This window comes from Stenotrophomonas bentonitica (assembly GCF_002887735.1).
GTDB classification, from domain to species: Bacteria; Pseudomonadota; Gammaproteobacteria; order Xanthomonadales; family Xanthomonadaceae; genus Stenotrophomonas; species Stenotrophomonas bentonitica_A.
On the sequence record NZ_PKQP01000009.1, the window covers coordinates 92,444 to 112,788 of the forward strand.

The following is a 20,345-nucleotide window of genomic DNA, read 5'->3' on the forward strand; positions in this document are numbered from 1 at the left end:
GCGCCGTGCAGGCGCTGTGCAGCCGGGGCGGGTCAGACCCGAGCATGCAACCGCGGACGCGAGGACAGGTCCTGGCGGCCGGCATGGTAGACGTGTTCCCAGCACTGGTCGACGAACTGGCGTGCCTGTTCTTCGGACAGGCGCGGCATGATCTGCAGCGCGTAGTGGGTCTGGAACATTTCATCGCGCTGCTCATCGCTGGCACGCGGTTGCGTGATCAGCGAGTCGCAGGCGAATTTGATCCACGGCACGTAATGGCCGAACGAGCCCGTCCCGAGGTTGCCGTCGGCATGACGCTGGCGCCAGTAGCTGACTTCGGCGTCGACATCGATGACGGCAGGGATGGAGATCTGGGCGGAGGACATGGTCACTTCAGTTTGGGAAGAAGGGAATCTGGATGATGGCGTAGAGCGCGGTGCAAGCGGTGTCATGGCGATGTGGAGCTGGTGTGGCGGCTTTCGCCACGTTGATCGCGCAGCAGATGAGCGTGGTGGACCACGCCGAGCCGCTCGGCCAGCGTCGCCAGCCGGTTGCAGACGGCGACACGTTGCTGGGGATGGGACCGCGTCAACTCATCCTGTATCGCCTGGTAGGCATCCCAGAAAGGCGCGGCGTTTTGGTGGCGTGCGTAGTGCACCTGCAGTCGTTCCCAGGCATCGGTCAGCTCGGGTTCGACGGAGGAGGTGCGGCGGGTTCGGGCATGCATGACGTCTCCTCGACGATGGTGCCCCCTGTGCAACCACCTTAAGCCGTTCATGCAGCGCGGTTGTTAGTGCGGCGTGTTCGCCGTGTCCGGCGACCGTCGTCGGTGCGTGAGGGCATCACGCGCAGACACCCACGGCACAGGGCCCTGCGGCCCGGCCTGCTCACTGAAGCATTCAGAACGTAGCCGTGCCCGCGCGCCACCGTTCGGCCCCGCGCGGGCATCTTCCACGCATATGCGCGCGGAAGCGGCGGCGCTTACTCGCCGATGTCTTCGTTCCAGACCTCGGGATGGGCGCTGATGAAGCCGCCGAGCAGGTCGATGCATGCCTGGCTCTGCATGTCGATCACCTTGACGCCGTTCTCGCGCAGCCACTCGATGCCACCCTGGAAGGTGACCGATTCGCCGACCACCACGGTGCCGATGTTGAACTGGCGCACCAGCCCGCTGCAGTACCAGCACGGGGCCAGGGTGGTCACCATGATGGTGTCCTGGTAGCGGCGCTGGCGGCCGGCCTTGCGGAAGGCGTCGGTCTCGCCGTGCACGGACGGGTCGCCTTCCTGCACGCGGCGGTTGTGGCCGCAGCCGAGCAGCCGGCCGTCGTTGTGGTACAGCGCGGCGCCGATCGGGATGCCGCCTTCGGCCAGGCCCTGGCGGGCTTCGGCGATGGCGGTTTCGAGCAGGGCGGCGTAGTCGGGGGTGGTGATCATGCGCAATCCAGGAACGTGAAGGCCCCCATGATAGTGGGCGGCCTGCCGCAACGGCGCCGGCGGTGCGATAATCGTCCCCATGAGCGAATCCCCCTACAAGACTGGCACCACCCATTTCGGCTTCCGCGATGTCGCTGCGAAGGACAAGCAGAAGCTGGTGGGCGAAGTGTTCACCTCGGTCGCGCGCAGCTACGACCTGATGAACGATCTGATGAGCCTGGGCATCCACCGGGCGTGGAAGCGCTACTACGTGGCCACCGCGCAGGTGAAGCCGGGCGACCGCGTGCTGGATCTGGCCGGCGGCACCGGCGATATCGCCGCGCTGATCAAGGAGCGGGTGGGTGATGAGGGTGAAGTGGTGCTGGGCGACATCAACGCCGGCATGCTCTCCGTCGGCCGTGACCGGCTGACCAACCGCGGCCTGGTCGCGGGCCTGAACTACGTGCAGTGCAACGCCGAGGCGCTGCCGTTCCCGGATGCGAGCTTCGATCTGGTCACGATCGCCTTCGGCCTGCGCAACGTCACCGACAAGGAAGCCGGCCTGCGCGAGATGCACCGCGTGCTCAAGGTGGGCGGCCAGGCGCGTGTGCTGGAGTTTTCCGAAGTCACCGCCGACTGGTTCAAGCCGATCTACGATTTCCACTCGTTCAAGATCCTGCCCAAGCTGGGCCAGCTGTTCGCGCGCGATGGCGACAGCTACCAGTACCTGGCCGAGAGCATCCGCAAGCATCCGCCGCAGGAACAGCTCAAGGCCATGATGACCGAAGCCGGTTTCGAGCGTTGCCACTACAAGAACCTGACCGGCGGCATCGTTTCGATTCACTCCGGCTACAAACTTTGAGACAGCGGTCCGGTTCCCGCTGAGGGGGCTCGGCCACACTGCAGGCAGGCTGTCGAAGAGGGCCTGCCATGCGCCTGTACCGCGGGCTTGCCCGCGTATTTCCCCGCTCATTCACCGCCAAGCTGATGGCGGTGGTGTTCCTCGGCCTGCACGTCCCGCTGCTGGTCCTGCTGCTGTGGATGGCTGCGACGGGCCACTACGCGCGCGGGGTGATGTGGACCGTGGTCGGCGTGGTGCTCCTGGCCACGCTGCTCGGCACCGCGATCGCGATGATGGCGCTGTACCGCCTGATGGCGCCGCTGCGGCAGGCGGCCGATGCGCTGGAGGCCTACTACGACGAGCAGCGCCTGCCGCACCTGCCCGACCTCGGCCATGACGAGATCGGCCGGCTGCTGCGCAGCATCAACCGCAACCTGCATGGGGTCGACGCCGGCCTGCGCGATCTGCGCCGCAGCGTGTTGCTCGATCCGCTGACCCAGGCCCTGAACCGGCGCGGCTGCGAACAGGCGCTGGCCGATTCGGCAGCGTGGGCGAGCGCACAGGCCCGCCCGCTGACCCTGTTCGTGGTCGACCTGGACAACCTCAAGCCGATCAACGACGCCCACGGCCACCTGGCCGGGGACCAGGTGCTGGTGCGGCTGGTGGAGACCGCGCGGCTGTGGCTGCGCGGCCCGGACTGGATCGGGCGCTGGGGCCGCGATGAGTTCCTGCTGGCGGTACACGCCGACAGCAACGAGGCCGGCGAGCGGGTCACCCGCTGGCTCGCACAGCTGGCGGCACCGGCGCGCGCTGGCGAGCCGCCGGTCAAAGCCAGTGCCGGCGCCGCCCGGTATCGCCCCGGTGATGACCTGCGCGAGGCCTACCGGCGCGCCGATGCGGCCATGTACCGGGCCAAGTACGCCGGGGGCGGGCGGCTGCTGCGCGCCGAGGACTGAATGCGCGAACCGCCACGCATGGCCTGCGCGGGCGCCGGAGACAGGGGGTAAACTGGTCGTTTCACCCTGATCGGTCCCGATTCATGCGATCTCCGTTCCTGTTGATTCCCCTGGCCGTCGCCCTGGCGTCCGGCTGCTCCAAAGAACCGGCGGCTCCGACCGTCGATCCCACTGCCAACGCCCCGGCGAGCACTGCCATGAAAGCCGACAGCCGCAGCCACGATGAAAGCTCCTACGCCGAGCCGGACAAGGTCGTCGTCAAGGACATCGCGCTGGACCTGAAGCTGGATTTCGACAGCAAGCAGATCGGCGGCACCGCGACCTACACGCTGGAGTGGAAGGACAAGGCGGCCAAGCAGCTGGTGCTGGACACCCGCGAGCTGACCGTGGAGAAGGTCGAGGCGATCGCCGCCGATGGCAAGACCGCGCCGCTGCCGTTCGTGCTGGCGCCGGCCGACAAGGTGTTCGGCAGCAAGCTGAGCATCGAGACGCCGGACCAGCCGGCCAAGGTCGTGATCACGTATCACACCGCGCCGACCGCCTCGGGCCTGCAGTGGCTGGAGCCGTCGATGACCGAGGGCAAGAAGCTGCCCTTCATGTTCAGCCAGTCGCAGGCGATCCACGCCCGTTCCTGGGTGCCGCTGCAGGACACCCCGAGCGTGCGCTTCACCTACAGCGCGCACGTGGCCTCGCGTCCGGACGTGATGGTGCTGATGAGCGCCGACAACGATCCCAAGGCTGCGCGTGACGGTGATTACACCTTCAAGATGCCGCAGCCTATCCCGTCCTACCTGCTGGCCATCGCCGCCGGCGACCTGGTGTTCGAGCCGATCTCCGGCCGCTCCGGCGTGTGGGCCGAACCGACCATGGTCGGCAAGGCCGCCAAGGAGTTCGAAGACACCGAGAAGATGATCGGCGCCGCCGAGAAGCTCTACGGTGAGTACCGCTGGGGCCGGTACGACATGCTGGTGCTGCCGCCGTCGTTCCCGTTCGGTGGCATGGAAAACCCGCGCCTGACCTTCGCCACCCCGACCGTGATCGTCGGCGACAAGTCGCTGGTTTCGCTGGTCGCCCATGAACTGGCACACAGCTGGTCGGGCAACCTGGTGACCAACGCCAGCTGGAAGGACATCTGGCTCAACGAAGGCTTCACCACCTACGTGCAGGGCCGCATCACCGAGGCGCTGTATGGCCAGGAGATGGCCGAGATGGAGCGCGAGATCGACCAGAACGATCTGCTCGCCGAAGTGAAGGACATGAGCCCGGCCGACCAGGCCCTGGCGCTGCCGCCGCTGAGCGAGCGTGACCCGGACGAGGCGTTGAGCCAGGTCGCCTACGTCAAGGGTGCGTGGTTCCTGCAGTTCCTGGAACAGCGCTTCGGCCGCGAGACCTTCGACCCGTTCCTGCGTGGCTGGTTCGATGACCACGCCTTCCAGAGCGCGAACACCGACCAGTTCATCGAATACCTGAAGAAAAACCTGCTGTCCAAGAAGCCCGGCGCCGTCACCGATGCCGAGCTGAAGGCGTGGCTGGACGAGCCGGGCATTCCGTCGTTCGCGACCAAGGCCCGCTCGCGCAACTTCTCCATCGTCGATACCGCCCGCATCGCCTGGCAGGGCAGCAACACGCTGCCCAACGCGCAGATCACCGGCGAGTGGGGCACCCAGGAATGGGTGCACTTCATTGACGGCCTGGGCAAGACCCTGCCGGTGGAGAAGCTGGCCGCGCTGGACAAGGCCTACCACTTCACCGGTACCGCCAACGGCGAGATCGCGATGCGCTGGTATCCGTTGACGATCCGCAGCGGCTACAGCGAAGCGAACGAAGCCGCCGGTGCGTTCATCGAGCGCGTCGGCCGTCGCAAGCTGATTATGCCGATCTACGCCGAACTGGTGAAGACACCGGAAGGCCTGGCCTTCGCCAAGGCCGCCTTCGCCAAGGCCAAGCCGGGCTACCACCCGATCACCACGGGCTCGGTGCAGGACATGCTGGAAAAGGCCGAGGCGGGCACGGCCAAGCCGTAATCGCCAGACGCATCGGTTGAACGAAAAACGGCGGGGAAACCCGCCGTTTTTTTATGCCTGGGCGCCGGCGCTCACACCGCGCGGACCGCCAGGAACATGTCCACGCAGTCGTGCATCACCTGCTGCTGCTGTGCCGGCGTGAGCGGTGGCTGCCCGAAGGTGATCTGCGGCCAGAACGCAAAGGCCTTGAGCATCGCCTGCAACTGGTGCGCGGCCTCGGCCGGCGGCATGTCCGTGCGCAGCCGGCCATCGGCCTGGGCCGCGCGGATCCAGCCGGTCAGGCCTTCTTCCTTCTCGGCCAGCTTGTCCATCATCGCGCGCGCGCGCTCGGGGGCATGGACCAGTTCGGCCATCGCGACCCGGGACAGATCGATGAAGCCGGGGTCGTCCAGCAGGTGCATCTTGCGCGCCGCGAACAGCAACAGTTGATCGCGCAGCGGCCGTGCCGGGTCGTAGGGCACGACAGCCAGCGCCTGGCTGGCCTCGAACAGCTGCCACAGGATGGCGGTGAACAACTCGTCCTTGCTGGCGAAGTGGTTGTACACGGTGCGCTTGGACACCTCGGCCGTGGCCGCGATGCGATCCATGCTGGTGCCGGCAAAGCCGAATTCGCGGAACTCGGCCACCGCGGCGCGGAGGATGGCCTCGCGTTTACGGTCGGTGAGGCGGCTGGGACGGTCGGGGGCGGTCATGCGGATTATTTTACACCGTTCAGTTTACTTTTCGGAAAAGGCAAGTAAACTCGCCGGTGTACTTTCCAGGGCAAGCCCCGCATGAAACGTCGCCTGCCTCGATTCCTCCTCCTTCTGACGGTGTTGATCGCCATGTCCATTGGCCTGTTGACCTGCGGTGCCCGCCCGGCTGCCGCCTATGACCAGTCGCCGCAATTCGGCGACGGGCACTTCCGCAATCCCGCAGGCAAGAGCGCGCTGGGCTTCGTCGGCACGCTGGGCGTGATGTGGAAAATGCTGTTTGAAAAGCCCGCCGACGCCACTCCGCTGGCCCCGATTCCGGTACAGGCGCTGAGCCGCCAGGCCCTGCTCGACGCGCCCGATGACAGCCTGTGGCGATTGGGTCACTCGACGATGCTGATGAAGCTGGACGGCCATTTCTGGCTGACCGACCCGGTCTTCGCCGAACGTGCCTCGCCGATGTCGTTCATGGGGCCCAAGCGGTTCCACGCACCGCCGTTGAGCATCGACGAACTGCCGCCGATCACCGGCGTGATCATCTCCCACGACCACTACGATCACCTCGACCACGATGCCATCCTCGCGCTCGCGCCCAAGGTGCAGCACTTCGTCACCGCGCTGGGCGTGGGCGACCGCTTGATCGGGTGGGGCGTGCCCGCCGCGAAGGTCGTGCAGCTGGACTGGTGGCAGGACACCCGCGTGGAGGGCCTGAAGATCGTCGCGACCCCGGCCCAGCACTTCTCCGGCCGCACCCTGGCCGACGGCAACCGCACGTTGTGGGCGTCGTGGGTGATCGACACCGGAAACACCCGGATCTTCTTCAGCGGCGACACCGGCTACTTCGACGGCTTTGCCCGCATCGGCGAGCGCTACGGCCCGTTCGACCTGACCATGATCGAGACCGGTGCCTACGATGCGCAGTGGCCGGATGTGCACATGCAGCCCGAACAGAGCCTGCAGGCGCATCTGGACGTGCGTGGCACGGTAATGATGCCGATCCACAACGGCACCTTCGACCTCGCGTTGCATCCGTGGACAGAACCGTTCGAACGCATCACCGCGCTGGCGCAGGAACAGGGCGTGGCGCTGACTGCGCCGCATATGGGCGAACGTCTGGATATCCGGGCACCGGCACCGTCCACCCATTGGTGGCGCGAAGGACAGCCGACCGCCAAGTAAGGCAGGCCGCCATCGCGGCGACGCCGGCATGCACCGCTTGGCGATAAAGTAGGCGCAGGCGCCTTGTGCGCCATCGACCAACACGGAGCACGCGATGAAACGACTGATCCTGGTAGCAGCCTGCGCCTTCGCGCTGGCCGCCTGCAGCAACCCCGAAGCCGAACGCCAGGCGCAGCAGGCCGCCGCGGCCGCCGCCAAGGCGCAGCAGGAAGAAAAGGCCGAAGGCGTGGCCAAGCAGTACGACATGGCCGTCGCCGCGCAGGATTGGGAGCGTGCCCGCATCCACGGTGGCTCGTTGCTGGACCAGTACAAGGACACCGATGTCGCCGCGCGGATCGAACCGGGCTACGCCGAGGTCAAGGCCAAGGCCGAGGCCGCGCGCGAAACGCGCCGCCTGCAGGCCCTGTGGCAGTACAACCAGATCCCGGTCGGTACCAAGGGCATCCAGTCCTCTGCGCAGATCTACAGCAAGGAACGCGTGGACGTGGATGGCAGCGGCGCCAAGCCGGTGCAGCTGGTATTCCGCGATCATCCCGAGTGGAAGCGGCATGCCTACCTGGTGCTGCAGGCCGGCGATTTCCGCTGCCCGAAATGCCAGGTCAAGGTGACCGTCGATGACGGCAAGCCGGTCTCGATGGCCGCCTGGCGCCCGGACACCGATGAGGCGATCGCGATGTTCATCACCGACCAGAAAGCGCTGTGGAACCTGGCGCGCAAGGCCAAGGTGATCAGCATCGAGTTCCCGGTCAAGGCCGGTGGCACGCGCACGGCCGTGTTCGAAACCGGTGGCTTGGATACGAGCAGGATGCCGCAGTGGTGGAAGTGAGCGGGCTTGCGGCGATCCGTCACTGGGTGTTCGACATGGACGGCACGCTGACCATCGCGGTGCATGATTTCCAGCGCATCAAACGCGAGCTCGCGATTCCAGCGGACGACGACATCCTGACCCACCTCGCCGCGTTGCCGCCGCAGGAGGCTGCGGCCAAGCATGCCTGGCTGCTCGCACACGAACGCGCGCTGGCCGGGCAGGCGCAGGCCGCCCCCGGCGCCGTCGCGCTGGTCCGCGCGCTGCACGCTGCGGGCTGCCGGCTGGGCATCCTCACCCGCAACGCGCGCGAACTCGCCGACGTGACCCTGCAGGCGATCGGTATCGGCGACGTCTTTGCCCGCGAGGACATCATCGGCCGCGACGAAGCCGAGCCCAAGCCGTCGCCGGTCGGGCTGCAGTACTTCGTTGAGCGCTGGCAGGCCGTTCCATCCCAGGTGGTGATGGTCGGCGACCATCGCTTCGACCTGGAATGCGGCCGCGCCGCCGGCACCCGCACCTTGCTGGTCAACACCCCGGACAACCCCTGGCCGGGCATGGCCTGCTGGCAGCTGGCCGACTGCGGGCAGGTGCTGGCGGCGTGGGAAGGGAAGCGGATGTCGGTCTGATCGCGTCGAAAGGGCCCGCGCGATCCACCGCCAGGACCCTGAAAAGCAGCCAGGCATGGCCTGGCTCTACCCTCATCACCCCTCAAGTCCCCTCTGGTGGAGAGCCCCCTTGGTGTTCAAGGGGGCGCGCCGATAGGCGGGGGGATGAGGTGGCGTGCAATTGGGACCCGCGATTCGCTAAGGCGAATCGTGGGCCGCGTTTGATCGCACTGCGATCAAACGCTAAGCGCGTAGCCGAATTGCTGCTTGAACTGCTCATTGAACTCATCGAACGTGAAGCGCTGGTTCTGGGTGCCCGGGTGCTCGACCTTCAGCGCGCCCATCAGGTTGCCCATGCGGCCGATGGTCAGCCAGTCATAGCCCTTCTCGATGCCGTAGATCAGCCCGGCGCGGAACGCATCGCCACAGCCGGTCGGGTCCACCACGCGGCGCTCGTGCGCCGGCGGGATGTCATAGGTCTTTTCCGGGGTGTGGATGACCGCGCCCTTCGGCCCGCGGGTGGTGATGTAGGCCTTGACCCGGCTCACGATCTCCTTTTCATCCCAGCCGGTGCGCTCCTGCAGCAGGTTGGACTCGTAGTCGTTGACCACGACATAGTCGGCCTGCTCGATGAAGGTGCGCAGCTCCGGGCCGTTGAACAGCGGCATGGCCTGGCCCGGGTCGAAGATGAACGGCACGCCGCCGTCGAAGAACTCCTGCGAATTCTGGATCATGCCCTCGCGCCCGTCCGGGCCGACCAGGCCCAGGGTCACGCCCGGCACATCCTTCACGTGGTTCTCGTAGGAGCGCATCATCGCGCCCGGGTGGAAGGCGGTGATCTGGTTGTTGTCGTGGTCGGTGGTGATGAACGCCTGCGGGGTGAACAGCTCATCGATCACCTTGACCCGGCTCAGGTCGATGCCCAGGCCCTGGAAGTACTCGCGGTACGGGCCGAAGTCCGAGCCCACGGTGCCCATCGGGATCGGTTCGCCGCCCAGCAGGTACAGGTTGTAGGCGATGTTGCCGGCGCACCCGCCGAATTCACGACGCATGCGCGGCACCAGGAACGACACATTCAGGATGTGCACCTTGTCCGGCAGGATGTGATTCTTGAACTGGTCCGGAAACACCATGATGGTGTCGAAGGCAAGAGAACCACAGATCAAAGCGGACATCGAGTAAGGCCTATGCGGAAGGGGGTTTGAGGCCCGTCGGGCGGGCAACGAAACGGCGCCCTGCGGCGCCCTGCGGCGCAAAGGTTAACGGGTGAGGCGGCTTTGGGCCAGAACCCGGGCTGTCCGGATTGGCCTGAATGGCCGTGAAGGCTGGCTTTCGGCCAGATTTGTCCTTGCTCGCGCACAGGGGGATTGCTAGGCTTGTCGGCCTCGAATTCTGCCCATTTTTTCGCCATCCCGCGTTGGGCGCGACACCCCTCAGGATCAACTCCCAGATGTTCAAGAAACTGCGTGGCATGTTCTCCAATGACCTGTCCATCGACCTGGGCACGGCCAACACCCTCATCTACGTGCGTGGGCAGGGGATCGTGCTGAACGAGCCGTCGGTCGTGGCCGTGCGCCAGGACCGGGCCATCGGTGGTACCCGTTCCGTGGCTGCCGTAGGCGCCGAAGCCAAGCAGATGCTCGGCCGTACCCCGGGCCATATCACCACCATCCGCCCGATGAAGGACGGCGTCATCGCCGACTTCACCTACACCGAGGCGATGCTCAAGCACTTCATCAAGAAGGTCCACAAGTCGCGCTTCCTGCGCCCGAGCCCGCGGGTGCTGGTCTGCGTGCCGGCCGGCTCGACCCAGGTCGAGCGCCGCGCCATCAAGGAATCGGCCGAGGAGGCCGGTGCGCGTGATGTGTTCCTGATCGAAGAGCCGATGGCCGCCGCGATCGGCGCCGGCATGCCGGTCACCGAGGCGCGTGGCTCGATGGTCATCGACATCGGCGGCGGCACCACCGAAGTGGCGGTCATCTCGCTCAACGGCATCGTCTACTCGGCCTCCGTGCGCATCGGTGGCGACCGCTTCGACGAGTCGATCACCAACTACGTGCGCCGCAACCACGGCATGCTGATCGGTGAAGCCACCGCCGAACGGATCAAGGTCGAGCTGGGCTGCGCCTACCCGCAGGCGGAAGTGATCGAGATGGAAATCTCCGGCCGCAACCTCGCCGAGGGCGTGCCGAAGATGATCAAGATCAACTCCAACGAGGTGCTGGAAGCCCTGCACGAGCCGCTGTCGGGCATCGTCAGCGCGGTCAAGCTGGCGCTGGAACAGACCCCGCCGGAACTGTGTGCCGACGTCGCCGAGCGCGGCATCGTGCTGACCGGTGGTGGCGCCCTGCTGCGCGACATGGACCGCCTGATCTCCGAAGAGACCGGCCTGCACGTGCAGGTGGCCGATGACCCGCTCACCTGCGTGGCCCGCGGTGGCGGTCGTGCGCTGGAGCTGGTGGACATGCACGGCAACGAGTTCTTTGCGCCGGAGTAAGCCGTACCGGCCGTGTATCGTGGACGCGCCTCTGCGGCGTGATGCCGGTGGGCCCCGCTCACCGGGCATCGCCTCGCCGGGGCGTTCTCGCATGCTGTTCCCGCTGCGCTGTGCTGCAACGCGCTTCACCCACACTTTTCCCAGTCGACGCCTGTGCCGCCTTACGCCGGTCCTCCCGTAGCCTCCCGCCAGGGCGATGCCGCCAGTCCGCTGCGCCTGCTCGCTTACCTGGCCCTGGCCATCACCCTGATCGTGCTCGATGACCAGGCCGGCTGGCTGTCGCGCCTGCGCGCGCAGGCCAACGTGCTGGTGCAGCCGGTGTGGGCGCTGGCCGGCCTGCCGGGCCGGCTCGGTACCCAGGTCAAGGACAATGCGGCCAGCCACGGCCAGCTGGTCAGCGAGAACCGCGAGCTGCGCAACCAGCTGCTCATCGCCAACGCGCGCCTGACCCGGCTGCAGACCGCCGCGCTGGACAACGCCCAGCTGCGCGAACTGCTCAACGTGGCCGAGCGCAGTGGCCTGGATGTGCAGCTCGCGCCGATCCTGGATATCGACCTGGACCCGGTGCGCCAGCGCCTGGTGTTGGCGGCCGGCACCCGCGATGGCGTGCATGTCGGCCAGGCGGTGATCGACGCCGGCGGCCTGATGGGCCAGGTGATCGCCACCACCGGCAACAGCGCGACCGTGCTGCTGCTCACCGACCCCGACCATGCCGTGCCGGTGACCGTGGCCCGCAACGGCGTGCGGCTGATCGTCTACGGCCGCGGCGACAAGCTGGAACTGCGTGACATCCCGCTCAGTGCCGGGGTGGAAGTCGGCGATGAGATCGTAACCTCCGGGCTGGGCGGTCGTTTCCCGGCCGGCTTCCCGGTCGGCAGCATCACCGCCCTGCGTCCGGATGACACCCATGCCTTCCTGGTCGGCGAACTGAAGCCGGCCGCCCAGCTGGACCGTGGCCGCGACGTGCTGCTGCTGCGCCCGGGTGAAGCAATCCACCTGCCGCCGAACCTGCGCCGCGACGCCGGGGAAGCCGGTGGCCCGGCCGCCGCGCCGTTGCAGGAGGGCACGCCGGCCGGCACCGCCGCGCCGGCCAGTACCACCCCGGCGGGTTCATCCCCGGCCACGACGGCACCTGCGGCGGCGCCCGCCAATGCACCACAGGCCAACCGGCCCGGTCCGGCCGCACCGGTACCGGTGACCGTTCCGCGCCGTGCCGCAGCCGAAGTGCCGAGCCATGCTCGGCAGGCCGAACCCGTGGAGAACCGGCCATGAGCCGCCTGCGCGACAAACCTTGGGTGCTGCCGGTCAGTCTGGTGGTAGCGCTGCTGCTCGGCCTGCTGCCGTTGCCGGCCCTGCTGCAGCCGCTGCGGCCATACTGGCTGGCGCTGGTGCTGGCCTACTGGGTGATTGAAACGCCGGACCGGGTCGGGCTGGGCATCGCCTTCGCCAGCGGCGTGATCGCCGATCTGCTGTATGGCGGCGTGCTGGGCGAGCAGGCGCTGCGGCTGGTGATCCTGACCTTCATCCTGCAGCGCTTCCGCGCGCGGATCCGCTTCTTCCCGATGTCCCAGCAGATCCTGGCGATCGGCGGGCTGCTGTTCAACGACCGCATCGTCAGCGCGGTGGTGCACATCGTGGTGGGCGAGCCGACCCTGCCGTGGTCGTACTGGTGGGCGCCGCTGCTGGGCATGGCGCTGTGGCCGCTGGTGTTCGTGCTGCTGGACGCGCTGCGCTTCGGGCGACGCGGGCGCTGACATGTACATGCGCCGCCAGGCCAAGAATCCGCATGCCGAGGCAGAACAGTTCCGGCGCCGCGCCGCGCTGGGCTTCCTCGGCGTACTGGTATGCCTGATCGGGCTGGGCGGCTGGTACTTCAAGCTGCAGGTGATGGACCACGACATCTACGCCACGCGCTCGGAGGCCAACCGGATCAAGCCGCGGCCGGTGGTGCCCGGGCGCGGGATGATCTACGACCGCAACGGTCGGCTGCTGGCCGAGAACGTGCCGGCGTTCCGCCTGGACATCACCCCGGACAAGGTCAAGGACATGGACGCCACCCTGGCCGGCCTGTCCAGGATCCTCGCGCTCAGCCCGGAAGACATCGAGACCTTCAACAAGTCGCGCAAGGCGCGCCGTAGTTTCCTGCCGGTCACGCTCAAGCTGCGTGTCACCGATGAGGAGATGGCGCGCTTTGCGGTGGACCGCTGGCGCTTCCCCGGCGTGGAGCTGGAGCCGTACCTGACCCGCCGCTATCCCTATGGCGATCTGTTCGCGCACATCATCGGCTACGTCGGCCGGGTGGATGACAAAGACCTGGAGATGCTGGGCGAGGGCAATGCCGCGCTGACCCACATCGGCAAGTCCGGGCTGGAGCGCTATTACGAGCAGCAGCTGCGCGGCAAGGTCGGTTACGAGCAGGTCGAGACCAACGTGCAGGGCCGCGCGATCCGCACCATCGGCCGGGTCGCGGCGCAGTCCGGCAGCGATCTGCGGCTGTCCATCGACGCCGATCTGCAGCGCGCGATGGTCGCCGCCTTCGGCGAGTTCGAAGGCGCAGCGGTGGCGATGGACCCGCGCACCGGCGAGGTGCTGGCGATGGTCAGCCTGCCCTCGTACGACCCCAACCTGTTCGTCAACGGCATCTCGCACGCCGATTTCAAGGCGCTCAACGACAACCCGTCGCGGCCGCAGTTCAACCGCCTGGTGCTGGGCGGCGTCGCGCCGGGCTCCACGATCAAGCCGTTGATCGGCCTGGCCGGGCTGGACAGTGGCGTGCGCCGGCCGGAGGACAAGATCCTCTCCACCGGCATGTTCTATCTGCCGGGCACCTCGCGCGGCTGGGGCGATGCCAACCGTGGCGGGCATGGCTGGACCGATCTGCGCAAGTCGATCACCCAGTCGGTCAACACGTACTACTACAAGCTCGCGCTGGATCTGGGCATCGAACGCTTTGACCACTACATGGGTTATTACGGGTTCGGTGCGCCGACCGGCATCGACCTGACCGGCGAGATCGGCGGCATCCTGCCTTCGCCGGCGGCCAAGTACAAATCGAGAAAAGAACGCTGGTATCCCGGCGACACGGTCAACGTCAGCATCGGCCAGGGCGACTGGAAGGTCACTCCGCTGCAGCTGGTGCATGGCGTGGCCGGGATCGCCGATGGCCACCTGCGCCAGCCGCACCTGGTGATGCAGCAGCGGGCCGGCTTCGACGCGGACTGGACCGCAACGCCGCCGGGTGAAAGCAAGCCGATCAGCCCCACGCCGAGCAATCTGCAGGCGGTGCGCGAGGGCATGATGGGCACCATGCAGCCGGGCGGCAGTGGCGCGCGTGCGGCTGCGGGCGCGCCGTACGTGATGGCCGGCAAGACCGGTACCGCGCAGGTGATCAGCCGCCGTGGCACGGCCGCGGTCAACCCGCGCAGCCTGCCGCTGCACCTGCGCCACCGCGCACTGTTCGTGGGCTTCGCGCCGGCCGACAACCCGGTCATCGCGGTGGCGATCGCGGTCGAGGGCGGTGGTTACGGCGGCTCGGCGGCGGCACCGATCGCACGCAAGATTTTCGATGCCTGGCTGCTCGGCAAGATGCCCGACGGCCTGGAACCGCTGGACAGCGAGCGCGGCACGACCGCGATCGGCATCACCGCCTTCGATGGTGGTGATGGCGCGGCCCGCGAGGCCGGCGATGCCGCCGTCGCTGCGCTGGAGCTGCTGCCGGTCGTGGTGGGCGTGCCGGCGCCTGCGCCTGTGCCGGAACCCGGCGCGCCCGTGCCCAGTGCCACCGCGCCCCCGACCGCACCGGAGCGGCCACGATGAAGGTCTTCCTGCGCTGGGCGGTCGATATGGCCGTCCGTTTCAGCAGCTCGCTGGACTGGGTGCTTTGCCTGGCATTGGGCGCGCTGATGCTGATCGGCCTGGCGGTGCTCAAGAGCGCCGGTGGCGACGGCTTGGTGTTCGCGCAGGGCGCGCGTTTCGCGGTCGGCCTGGCCGCGATGTGGGCGATTTCGCGGGTCTCGATCCTGCGCATCCGCTCGGCCACGCCCCTGATCTACGCGGTATCGATGATTCCGCTGCTGGCCGTGTTCGTGCTGGGCACCGGCAAGTACGGCCGGCAGTGGCTGGATCTGAAGCTGTTCTACCTGCAGCCGGCCGAGCTGCTCAAGGTCAGCCTGCCGATGATGGTGGCCTGGTACCTGCATCGCATGCCACTGCCGCCACGTTTCTCCACGGTGCTGACCAGTGCGGTGATCATCGGCGTGCCGACCGGGCTGGTGATGCTGCAGCCGGATTTCGGCACCGGCGTGCTGATCGCCGCCAGTGGCGCGTTCGTGCTGCTGCTGGCCGGGCTGCCGTGGTGGTGGGTGGGCGTGGCGGTCGGCGGGGTCGCCGCGGCCGCGCCGGTGGCCTGGTTCTGGCTGCTGCGCCCGTACCAGAAGGACCGCATCATGATGTTCATGGACCCGGAGAGCGATGCGCTCGGTGCGGGCTGGAACATCATCCAGTCCAAGATCGCGATCGGCTCGGGCGGCTTCGATGGCAAGGGCTGGGGCCAGGGCTCGCAGTCGCACCTGAACTTCATTCCCGAACAGACCACCGACTTCGCCTTCTCCGTGCTCAGTGAAGAGTTCGGCTGGATCGGCGTGGCCATCGTGCTCGCCCTGTACCTGGTGGTGATCGGGCGCTGCCTGTGGATCGCCTCGCAATCGCGCGATACCTATTCACGGCTGCTGGCCGGCGCGACCGGGCTGGCGTTCTTCGTCTATGTGCTGGTCAACGGCGGCATGATTTCCGGTTTGTTGCCGGTGGTGGGCGTGCCGATGCCCTTGATCAGTTACGGCGGCACCTCGGCGGTATCGCTGCTGGCCGGCTTCGGCCTGGTGATGGCCGTGCGTCGCCACAATCCGGTGCACGGCGGCTACGGCTGAGTGCGTGCGATGCGTACGCCGCGCACCGGCGGTACGTGTCGGCTAAGGATTGGGGTGCCCACGCGTGTTACGGTCCTGCGCTCGCGCCGGCCCGCATCGCGGGTCCGCTTTCTGTTCGCCGTGTCGCCTCCTGCTGTGCGTCGCGTCATCCACAGGAGTCGTCCGCATGGTCGAACTACTGCAGCGCGCACGCGCCGTGTTCCATTTCTTCTTCCGCACGCTGGATCTGCCGCTGCTGGGCGCCTTGTGCCTGCTGATGGTGGCCGGCCTGGCCGTGCTGCACAGCGTGGACGGGCCCGTGCATGCGCAGGCGATGCGCTACGGCGCCGGGCTTGCCGCCCTGTGGGGGCTGTCGCGGCTGCCGGTGGTGGAACTACGCGCGTGGTCGCCGTGGATCTACACCCTGTCCCTGCTGCCGCTGCTGGCGGTGTATGTGGTGGGCACCGGCAAATACGGCCAGCGCTGGTTGAACCTGGGCGTGTTCTACCTGCAGCCCTCCGAGCTGCTCAAGCTGAGCCTGCCGATGATGATGGCCTGGTACCTGCACAAGCAGCCGTTGCCGCCGCGGCCGCGTGCGGTGCTCACCGCCGCGGTGCTGATCGGTGGCCCCGCCGTGCTGATCCTGCTGCAGCCCAACCTCGGCACGGCCACGCTGGTGACCGCCAGCGGGGTGTTCGCGCTGCTGTTGGCGGGTCTGCGCTGGTGGTGGATGGCCGTGGCCCTGGGCGGGCTGTCGGTCGCTGCGCCGCTGGCCTGGTTCGGGCTGCTGCGCCAGTACCAGAAGGATCGCGTGCTGACCTTCCTGTACCCGGAGAACGATCCGCTGGGCACCGGCTGGAACATCATCCAGTCCAAGATCGCGATCGGCTCGGGCGGCATGCACGGCAAAGGCTGGGGGCAGGGGACCCAGGCCACGCTGGATTTCCTGCCCGAGTACACCACCGACTTCGCCTTCTCGGTGCTGGCCGAGGAGTTCGGCTCGGTCGGCGTGGTAGTGGTGCTCAGCCTGTTCCTGTTCGTTACCGCGCGCTGCCTGTGGATCGCCAGCCAATCGCGCTGTGGCTACTCGCGCCTGTTGGTGGGCACCACCGGCCTGGTGTTCTTCGTCTATGTGCTGGTCAACGGCGGCATGATCTCCGGCCTGCTGCCGGTGGTGGGCGTGCCGATGCCGCTGATCAGCTATGGCGGCACCTCGGCGGTCTCGCTGCTGGCCAGTTTCGGGCTGGTCATGGCCGCACGACAGCACCAGCCGGTGCATGCCACATGAGCGACGTTTGCGCAGCTGCTGCGCGGGCACCCATGGGGAAACGGTTTCAGGTGCACACGTTGTCAACGCGCGCGGGCAAAAGTGAGAAGTGGCGCACAGATATGAAGTGACTTGATCTCGATCAATGGACTTGTCGTAAACGGCCTGCACAATGGCGGCCCGCCAACAACGACGCGCTGAGCCAAGCATCGCGGAGGGGGAGTCTGGCGGGGAGTAGTTGACCTCACAGGCAGAGGGGCGAAGCGCGCGCTGGGGAGATGCGCGCCGCGCCGCTGCCGATCAGGTCCGGTTTGGCCGGTTGCGTCTGCGGGGATGGGGACGCAACCGGCGAACCTCTTGTGCCGTCCCTACCAACTTCCAAAAGTGAGACGTGCATTGCGTGGCCGCCCTTGCTGGGCTGCCCCGGCCGCTTGGTGGCGGGCCGTGCCGCACACCGGTACCGCCGCGATCATGGCGCCCCTGCAGCAATACATGAATGGGCGCCGGTCATGCGCCTGTCTACACACGGCCTTAACGGCAGTGGAGAAACTCGGGCAATCCGTTGAGATTCATGGTCTTAGGGGTTTTAATTCATCCATGACCTGCTAACCTGCCGCGATGATTCGACGCTCCCTGGCCTGCATGCTCACGCTCGGTTTGGTCGCTTGTGCGACCCAGCCGCAGACTCCTTCACCGACGCCGCAGGCCTCGGGTGTTCCCGTCACGCCGGCCCCCGGCAGCAAGGGTCCGGCCGAAGCTGCCCCGGAGGCAGCTGGGGCCAACGCCGCCCCGGTGGATCTGACCCCGGTGCCCTTCGAGGTGGCCCGCGCCAACTTCGTGCGCGATACCGCCGCCCGTTACGGCATTCCGGCCGCGCAGATCGAGGCGACACTTGCCCAGGCGCAGATCCGTGATCCGATCATCGCCGCGATGTCGCGCCCGGCCGAGCGGGTCAAACCGTGGAACGAGTACCGGCCGATGTTCATCAGACAGGCGCGGATCGAGGGCGGAAAGAAATTCCTCGCCCAGCACCGCGATGAGTTGATGCGCGTGCAGCAGCGCACCGGCGTCCCGGCCGAGGTGATCGTGGCGATCATCGGCGTGGAAACCAGCTACGGCGGCAATACCGGCAACTACCCCGTGCTCGATGCGCTGTACACACTGGCCTTCAAGTACCCGCGCAGCGGCGACCCGGCCAAGCTTGAACGTGAAGTGCGCCGCGAGCTGTTCTTCCGCGACGAGCTGTCGCGCCTGTTCGCGCTGACCCGCGATGAAAAGCTGGACATCACCGCGATCAAGGGCAGCTACGCCGGCGCGATGGGCATGGGCCAGTTCATGCCCTCCAGCTATCTGGACTATGCGGTGGACGGCAACGGCGATGGCCGCCGCGATCTGTTCAACAGCTACGACGACGTGTTCTCGTCGATCGCCAATTACTTCGTCAAGAAGGGCGGTTGGGTCCGGGGTGGCCCGGTGGCCGTGCCAGCCACGCTGCAGGCCGGTCGCGAGGAATTCAATCCGACCGAATGGGCGCCGACCTGGACGCTGCCGCAGCTGGCCCAGCGGGGGTACCAGCCCAGCGTGCCGGTCGCCGCGGGCCTGACCGCCACCCCGATCACGCTGGAAGGCAGCACCGGCAAGCAGTACTGGCTGGGCTTCCAGAACTACTACGCCATTACCCGTTACAACCTCTCGAAAATGTATGCGATGGCCGTGTACCAGCTGTCCCAGGCCATTGCTGGACAGGAGTTGCCGCCGGCATGAACACGATCGCACGCTCCAGATGGCTGATCCCGGGTCTGTTGATACTGGCACTGGCCGCCTGCAGCAGTGCGCCGAAGAAACCCGGTGCCAGCAGCGCCGGCAGCAGCAAGCCGTCCGCCGCGGTGGTGCAGGGCAAGGGCGGGCGCCCGGCGCATTGTCCGGAAGGCTCTCCCTACAAGGCGGCTGCTGAAGATCCCAGCACGCGCGGCGATTACCGCGCCGGCGGTCTGTACAAGCCGGGCGTGAATGACAGCACCCCCACCTACATCCCGAACGTGGCCTGCATTCCCGAGCCGGAAGTGGTCGATCTGCCGCGCTCGCCGATCGGCAACAAATCGCCGTACGTGGTGCTGGGCAAGCAGTACCAGGTGATGGACAAGACCCGCGGCTATGCCGAGAAGGGCACTGCTTCCTACTATGGCGCCAAGTTCCACGGCCGCCTGACCTCCAACCGCGAGGTGTACGACATGTACGCCTTCACCGCCGCGCACAAGACACTGCCGCTGCCGAGCTTTGCCCGGGTGACCAACCTGGACAACGGCGAATCGGTGATCGTGCGCGTCAACGATCGCGGCCCGTTCCACGATGGGCGCGTGGTCGATCTCAGTTATGCCGCCGCCGTGCGCCTGGGTATCACCCAGCGCGGCACTGGCAACGTGGAGGTGCGTGCGCTGGCACCGGGGGATGACAACCTGATGGTCGACAAGCCCAGCCGCCGCGAGCGCCGCGAGGTCGCCGCCGCTGCGGCTGCCGCCGCCTCCGCGCCCGCCGCTGCCGTGCGCAGTGCCAGCGAGATGGATGCGCTGGTCGGCAAGCTGCCGGCCGCCACGGCGACCGCCGCCGCCAAACCGGCCGGCGAGAAGTACCGCTACCGCGTGGCCGATTCGGCCAAGCCGGGCAACGCCGACAACTTTGATCACTGGATGCGCGACAACGGTGTGCGCGTTGCCACCGGCAAGCCCGCCACCACCCAGGCTGCCAGCGTCAACAGTGCGCCGGTGGCGGTGGCCGCATTGCCCGCCGCCGCACCCGCGGCGCGTCCGGCACCGGCCCCCGGTGCAACGCTTTCCCAGCAGGTGCTCGGCAGCGTGCTGCTGCAGGTCGCCAGCTTCGCCAGCCGTGACAACGCCACCCGCGCGCTCGGCCAGCTGTCCTCGGCGGGCATCGCCGGGGCCAGCATCAGCGACATCGTCAGTGGCGGGCGCACCCTGTGGCGCCTGCGCGTGCCGGCCCCCGACCATGCCAGCGCCTCGGAACTTGCCGGCCGGATTGCCGGTCTGGGCTTCGGGGCGCCGCAGATCGTGAAGGACTGAGCCTTCCACTGCCCGCGGCACGCCAGCGCGTGCCGCCGCTCCTTGGGCCTACAATGCCCGTTATCCCTCATCCACCCCTTGGCGCCCTCCAGGAGCTTGCTGT

Annotated in this window: 19 protein-coding genes; 14 read left to right on the top strand and 5 right to left on the bottom strand. The window is 67.5% G+C overall.

Translation table 11 applies throughout. From position 1 onward, the window contains the following. Positions 1-32: 32 nt before the first annotated feature. From C0R07_RS15715 to C0R07_RS15725, 3 genes are all read right to left on the bottom strand, one after another. A complete protein-coding gene (locus C0R07_RS15715) occupies positions 33-365 on the bottom strand; it encodes a hypothetical protein (RefSeq protein WP_019186055.1) in 333 nt (110 codons plus the stop codon). A 62-nt stretch (positions 366-427) separates the two neighbouring features. Continuing rightward, a complete protein-coding gene (locus tag C0R07_RS15720) occupies positions 428-706 on the bottom strand; it encodes a hypothetical protein (RefSeq protein WP_083298761.1) in 279 nt (92 codons plus the stop codon). A 254-nt stretch (positions 707-960) separates the two neighbouring features. After that, on the bottom strand, positions 961-1,413 hold the full coding sequence (locus C0R07_RS15725; protein WP_019186053.1) for a nucleoside deaminase: 453 nt from the start codon (positions 1,411-1,413) through the stop codon (positions 961-963). Between the two features lie 79 nt (positions 1,414-1,492). Between C0R07_RS15725 and ubiE the strand changes: the two genes are divergently transcribed. The 3 genes from ubiE to C0R07_RS15740 all read left to right on the top strand — a co-directional run bounded on the left by ubiE (position 1,493) and on the right by C0R07_RS15740 (position 5,213). After that, positions 1,493-2,254: a bifunctional demethylmenaquinone methyltransferase/2-methoxy-6-polyprenyl-1,4-benzoquinol methylase UbiE gene (gene ubiE, locus C0R07_RS15730; RefSeq protein WP_102789386.1), complete on the top strand. Its 762-nt coding sequence runs from the start codon at positions 1,493-1,495 to the stop codon at positions 2,252-2,254. Between the two features lie 68 nt (positions 2,255-2,322). After that, the gene (locus tag C0R07_RS15735) at positions 2,323-3,189 is read left to right on the top strand and encodes a GGDEF domain-containing protein (RefSeq protein WP_102789387.1); all 867 of its coding nucleotides are present in this window, start codon (positions 2,323-2,325) and stop codon (positions 3,187-3,189) included. Positions 3,190-3,272: 83 nt separating this feature from the next. Beyond that, entirely contained in the window at positions 3,273-5,213 is a 1,941-nt protein-coding gene (locus C0R07_RS15740) for a M1 family metallopeptidase (RefSeq protein WP_102789388.1), read from the top strand. A gap of 71 nt (positions 5,214-5,284) precedes the next feature. Here the strand turns inward: C0R07_RS15740 and C0R07_RS15745 are convergent, their stop codons facing one another. Continuing rightward, complete coding sequence (locus tag C0R07_RS15745) at positions 5,285-5,905, bottom strand: TetR/AcrR family transcriptional regulator (protein WP_102789389.1); 621 nt, start codon at positions 5,903-5,905, stop codon at positions 5,285-5,287. A 93-nt stretch (positions 5,906-5,998) separates the two neighbouring features. Between C0R07_RS15745 and C0R07_RS15750 the strand changes: the two genes are divergently transcribed. From C0R07_RS15750 to C0R07_RS15760, 3 genes are all read left to right on the top strand, one after another. After that, positions 5,999-7,084 carry an MBL fold metallo-hydrolase gene (locus C0R07_RS15750; protein WP_428991916.1) on the top strand — a complete coding sequence of 362 codons (1,086 nt, stop codon included), beginning with the start codon at positions 5,999-6,001 and terminating at the stop codon, positions 7,082-7,084. A gap of 94 nt (positions 7,085-7,178) precedes the next feature. Next, complete coding sequence (locus C0R07_RS15755; RefSeq protein WP_070471939.1) at positions 7,179-7,910, top strand: hypothetical protein; 732 nt, start codon at positions 7,179-7,181, stop codon at positions 7,908-7,910. Positions 7,911-7,945: 35 nt separating this feature from the next. Continuing rightward, complete coding sequence (locus C0R07_RS15760; RefSeq protein WP_102789429.1) at positions 7,946-8,518, top strand: HAD family hydrolase; 573 nt, start codon at positions 7,946-7,948, stop codon at positions 8,516-8,518. 215 nt (positions 8,519-8,733) lie between these two features. Here the strand turns inward: C0R07_RS15760 and C0R07_RS15765 are convergent, their stop codons facing one another. Then, positions 8,734-9,672, bottom strand: coding sequence for a carbohydrate kinase family protein (locus tag C0R07_RS15765; protein ID WP_070425958.1), 939 nt, complete (start codon positions 9,670-9,672; stop codon positions 8,734-8,736). A 275-nt stretch (positions 9,673-9,947) separates the two neighbouring features. Between C0R07_RS15765 and C0R07_RS15770 the strand changes: the two genes are divergently transcribed. From C0R07_RS15770 to C0R07_RS15805, 8 genes are all read left to right on the top strand, one after another. After that, complete coding sequence (locus C0R07_RS15770) at positions 9,948-10,994, top strand: rod shape-determining protein (protein ID WP_019186044.1); 1,047 nt, start codon at positions 9,948-9,950, stop codon at positions 10,992-10,994. Positions 10,995-11,147: 153 nt separating this feature from the next. Next, the gene (gene mreC / locus C0R07_RS15775) at positions 11,148-12,266 is read left to right on the top strand and encodes a rod shape-determining protein MreC (RefSeq protein ID WP_102789391.1); all 1,119 of its coding nucleotides are present in this window, start codon (positions 11,148-11,150) and stop codon (positions 12,264-12,266) included. Next, a complete protein-coding gene (gene mreD / locus C0R07_RS15780; protein ID WP_019186042.1) occupies positions 12,263-12,748 on the top strand; it encodes a rod shape-determining protein MreD in 486 nt (161 codons plus the stop codon). The genes mreC and mreD overlap by 4 nt, the downstream gene beginning before the upstream one ends. Position 12,749: 1 nt before the next feature. Continuing rightward, positions 12,750-14,810 carry a penicillin-binding protein 2 gene (gene mrdA, locus C0R07_RS15785; protein ID WP_070471943.1) on the top strand — a complete coding sequence of 687 codons (2,061 nt, stop codon included), beginning with the start codon at positions 12,750-12,752 and terminating at the stop codon, positions 14,808-14,810. Next, complete coding sequence (gene rodA, locus C0R07_RS15790; protein ID WP_019186040.1) at positions 14,807-15,919, top strand: rod shape-determining protein RodA; 1,113 nt, start codon at positions 14,807-14,809, stop codon at positions 15,917-15,919. The genes mrdA and rodA (C0R07_RS15790) overlap by 4 nt, the downstream gene beginning before the upstream one ends. 166 nt (positions 15,920-16,085) lie before the next feature. Continuing rightward, the gene (gene rodA / locus C0R07_RS15795; RefSeq protein ID WP_102789392.1) at positions 16,086-17,186 is read left to right on the top strand and encodes a rod shape-determining protein RodA; all 1,101 of its coding nucleotides are present in this window, start codon (positions 16,086-16,088) and stop codon (positions 17,184-17,186) included. A gap of 597 nt (positions 17,187-17,783) precedes the next feature. Continuing rightward, positions 17,784-18,929 carry a lytic murein transglycosylase B gene (gene mltB, locus C0R07_RS15800; protein WP_102789393.1) on the top strand — a complete coding sequence of 382 codons (1,146 nt, stop codon included), beginning with the start codon at positions 17,784-17,786 and terminating at the stop codon, positions 18,927-18,929. Beyond that, the gene (locus C0R07_RS15805) at positions 18,926-20,242 is read left to right on the top strand and encodes a septal ring lytic transglycosylase RlpA family protein (RefSeq protein ID WP_019186037.1); all 1,317 of its coding nucleotides are present in this window, start codon (positions 18,926-18,928) and stop codon (positions 20,240-20,242) included. Before mltB ends, C0R07_RS15805 begins: the two co-directional genes overlap by 4 nt. The last annotated feature ends 103 nt before the right edge of the window (positions 20,243-20,345 follow it).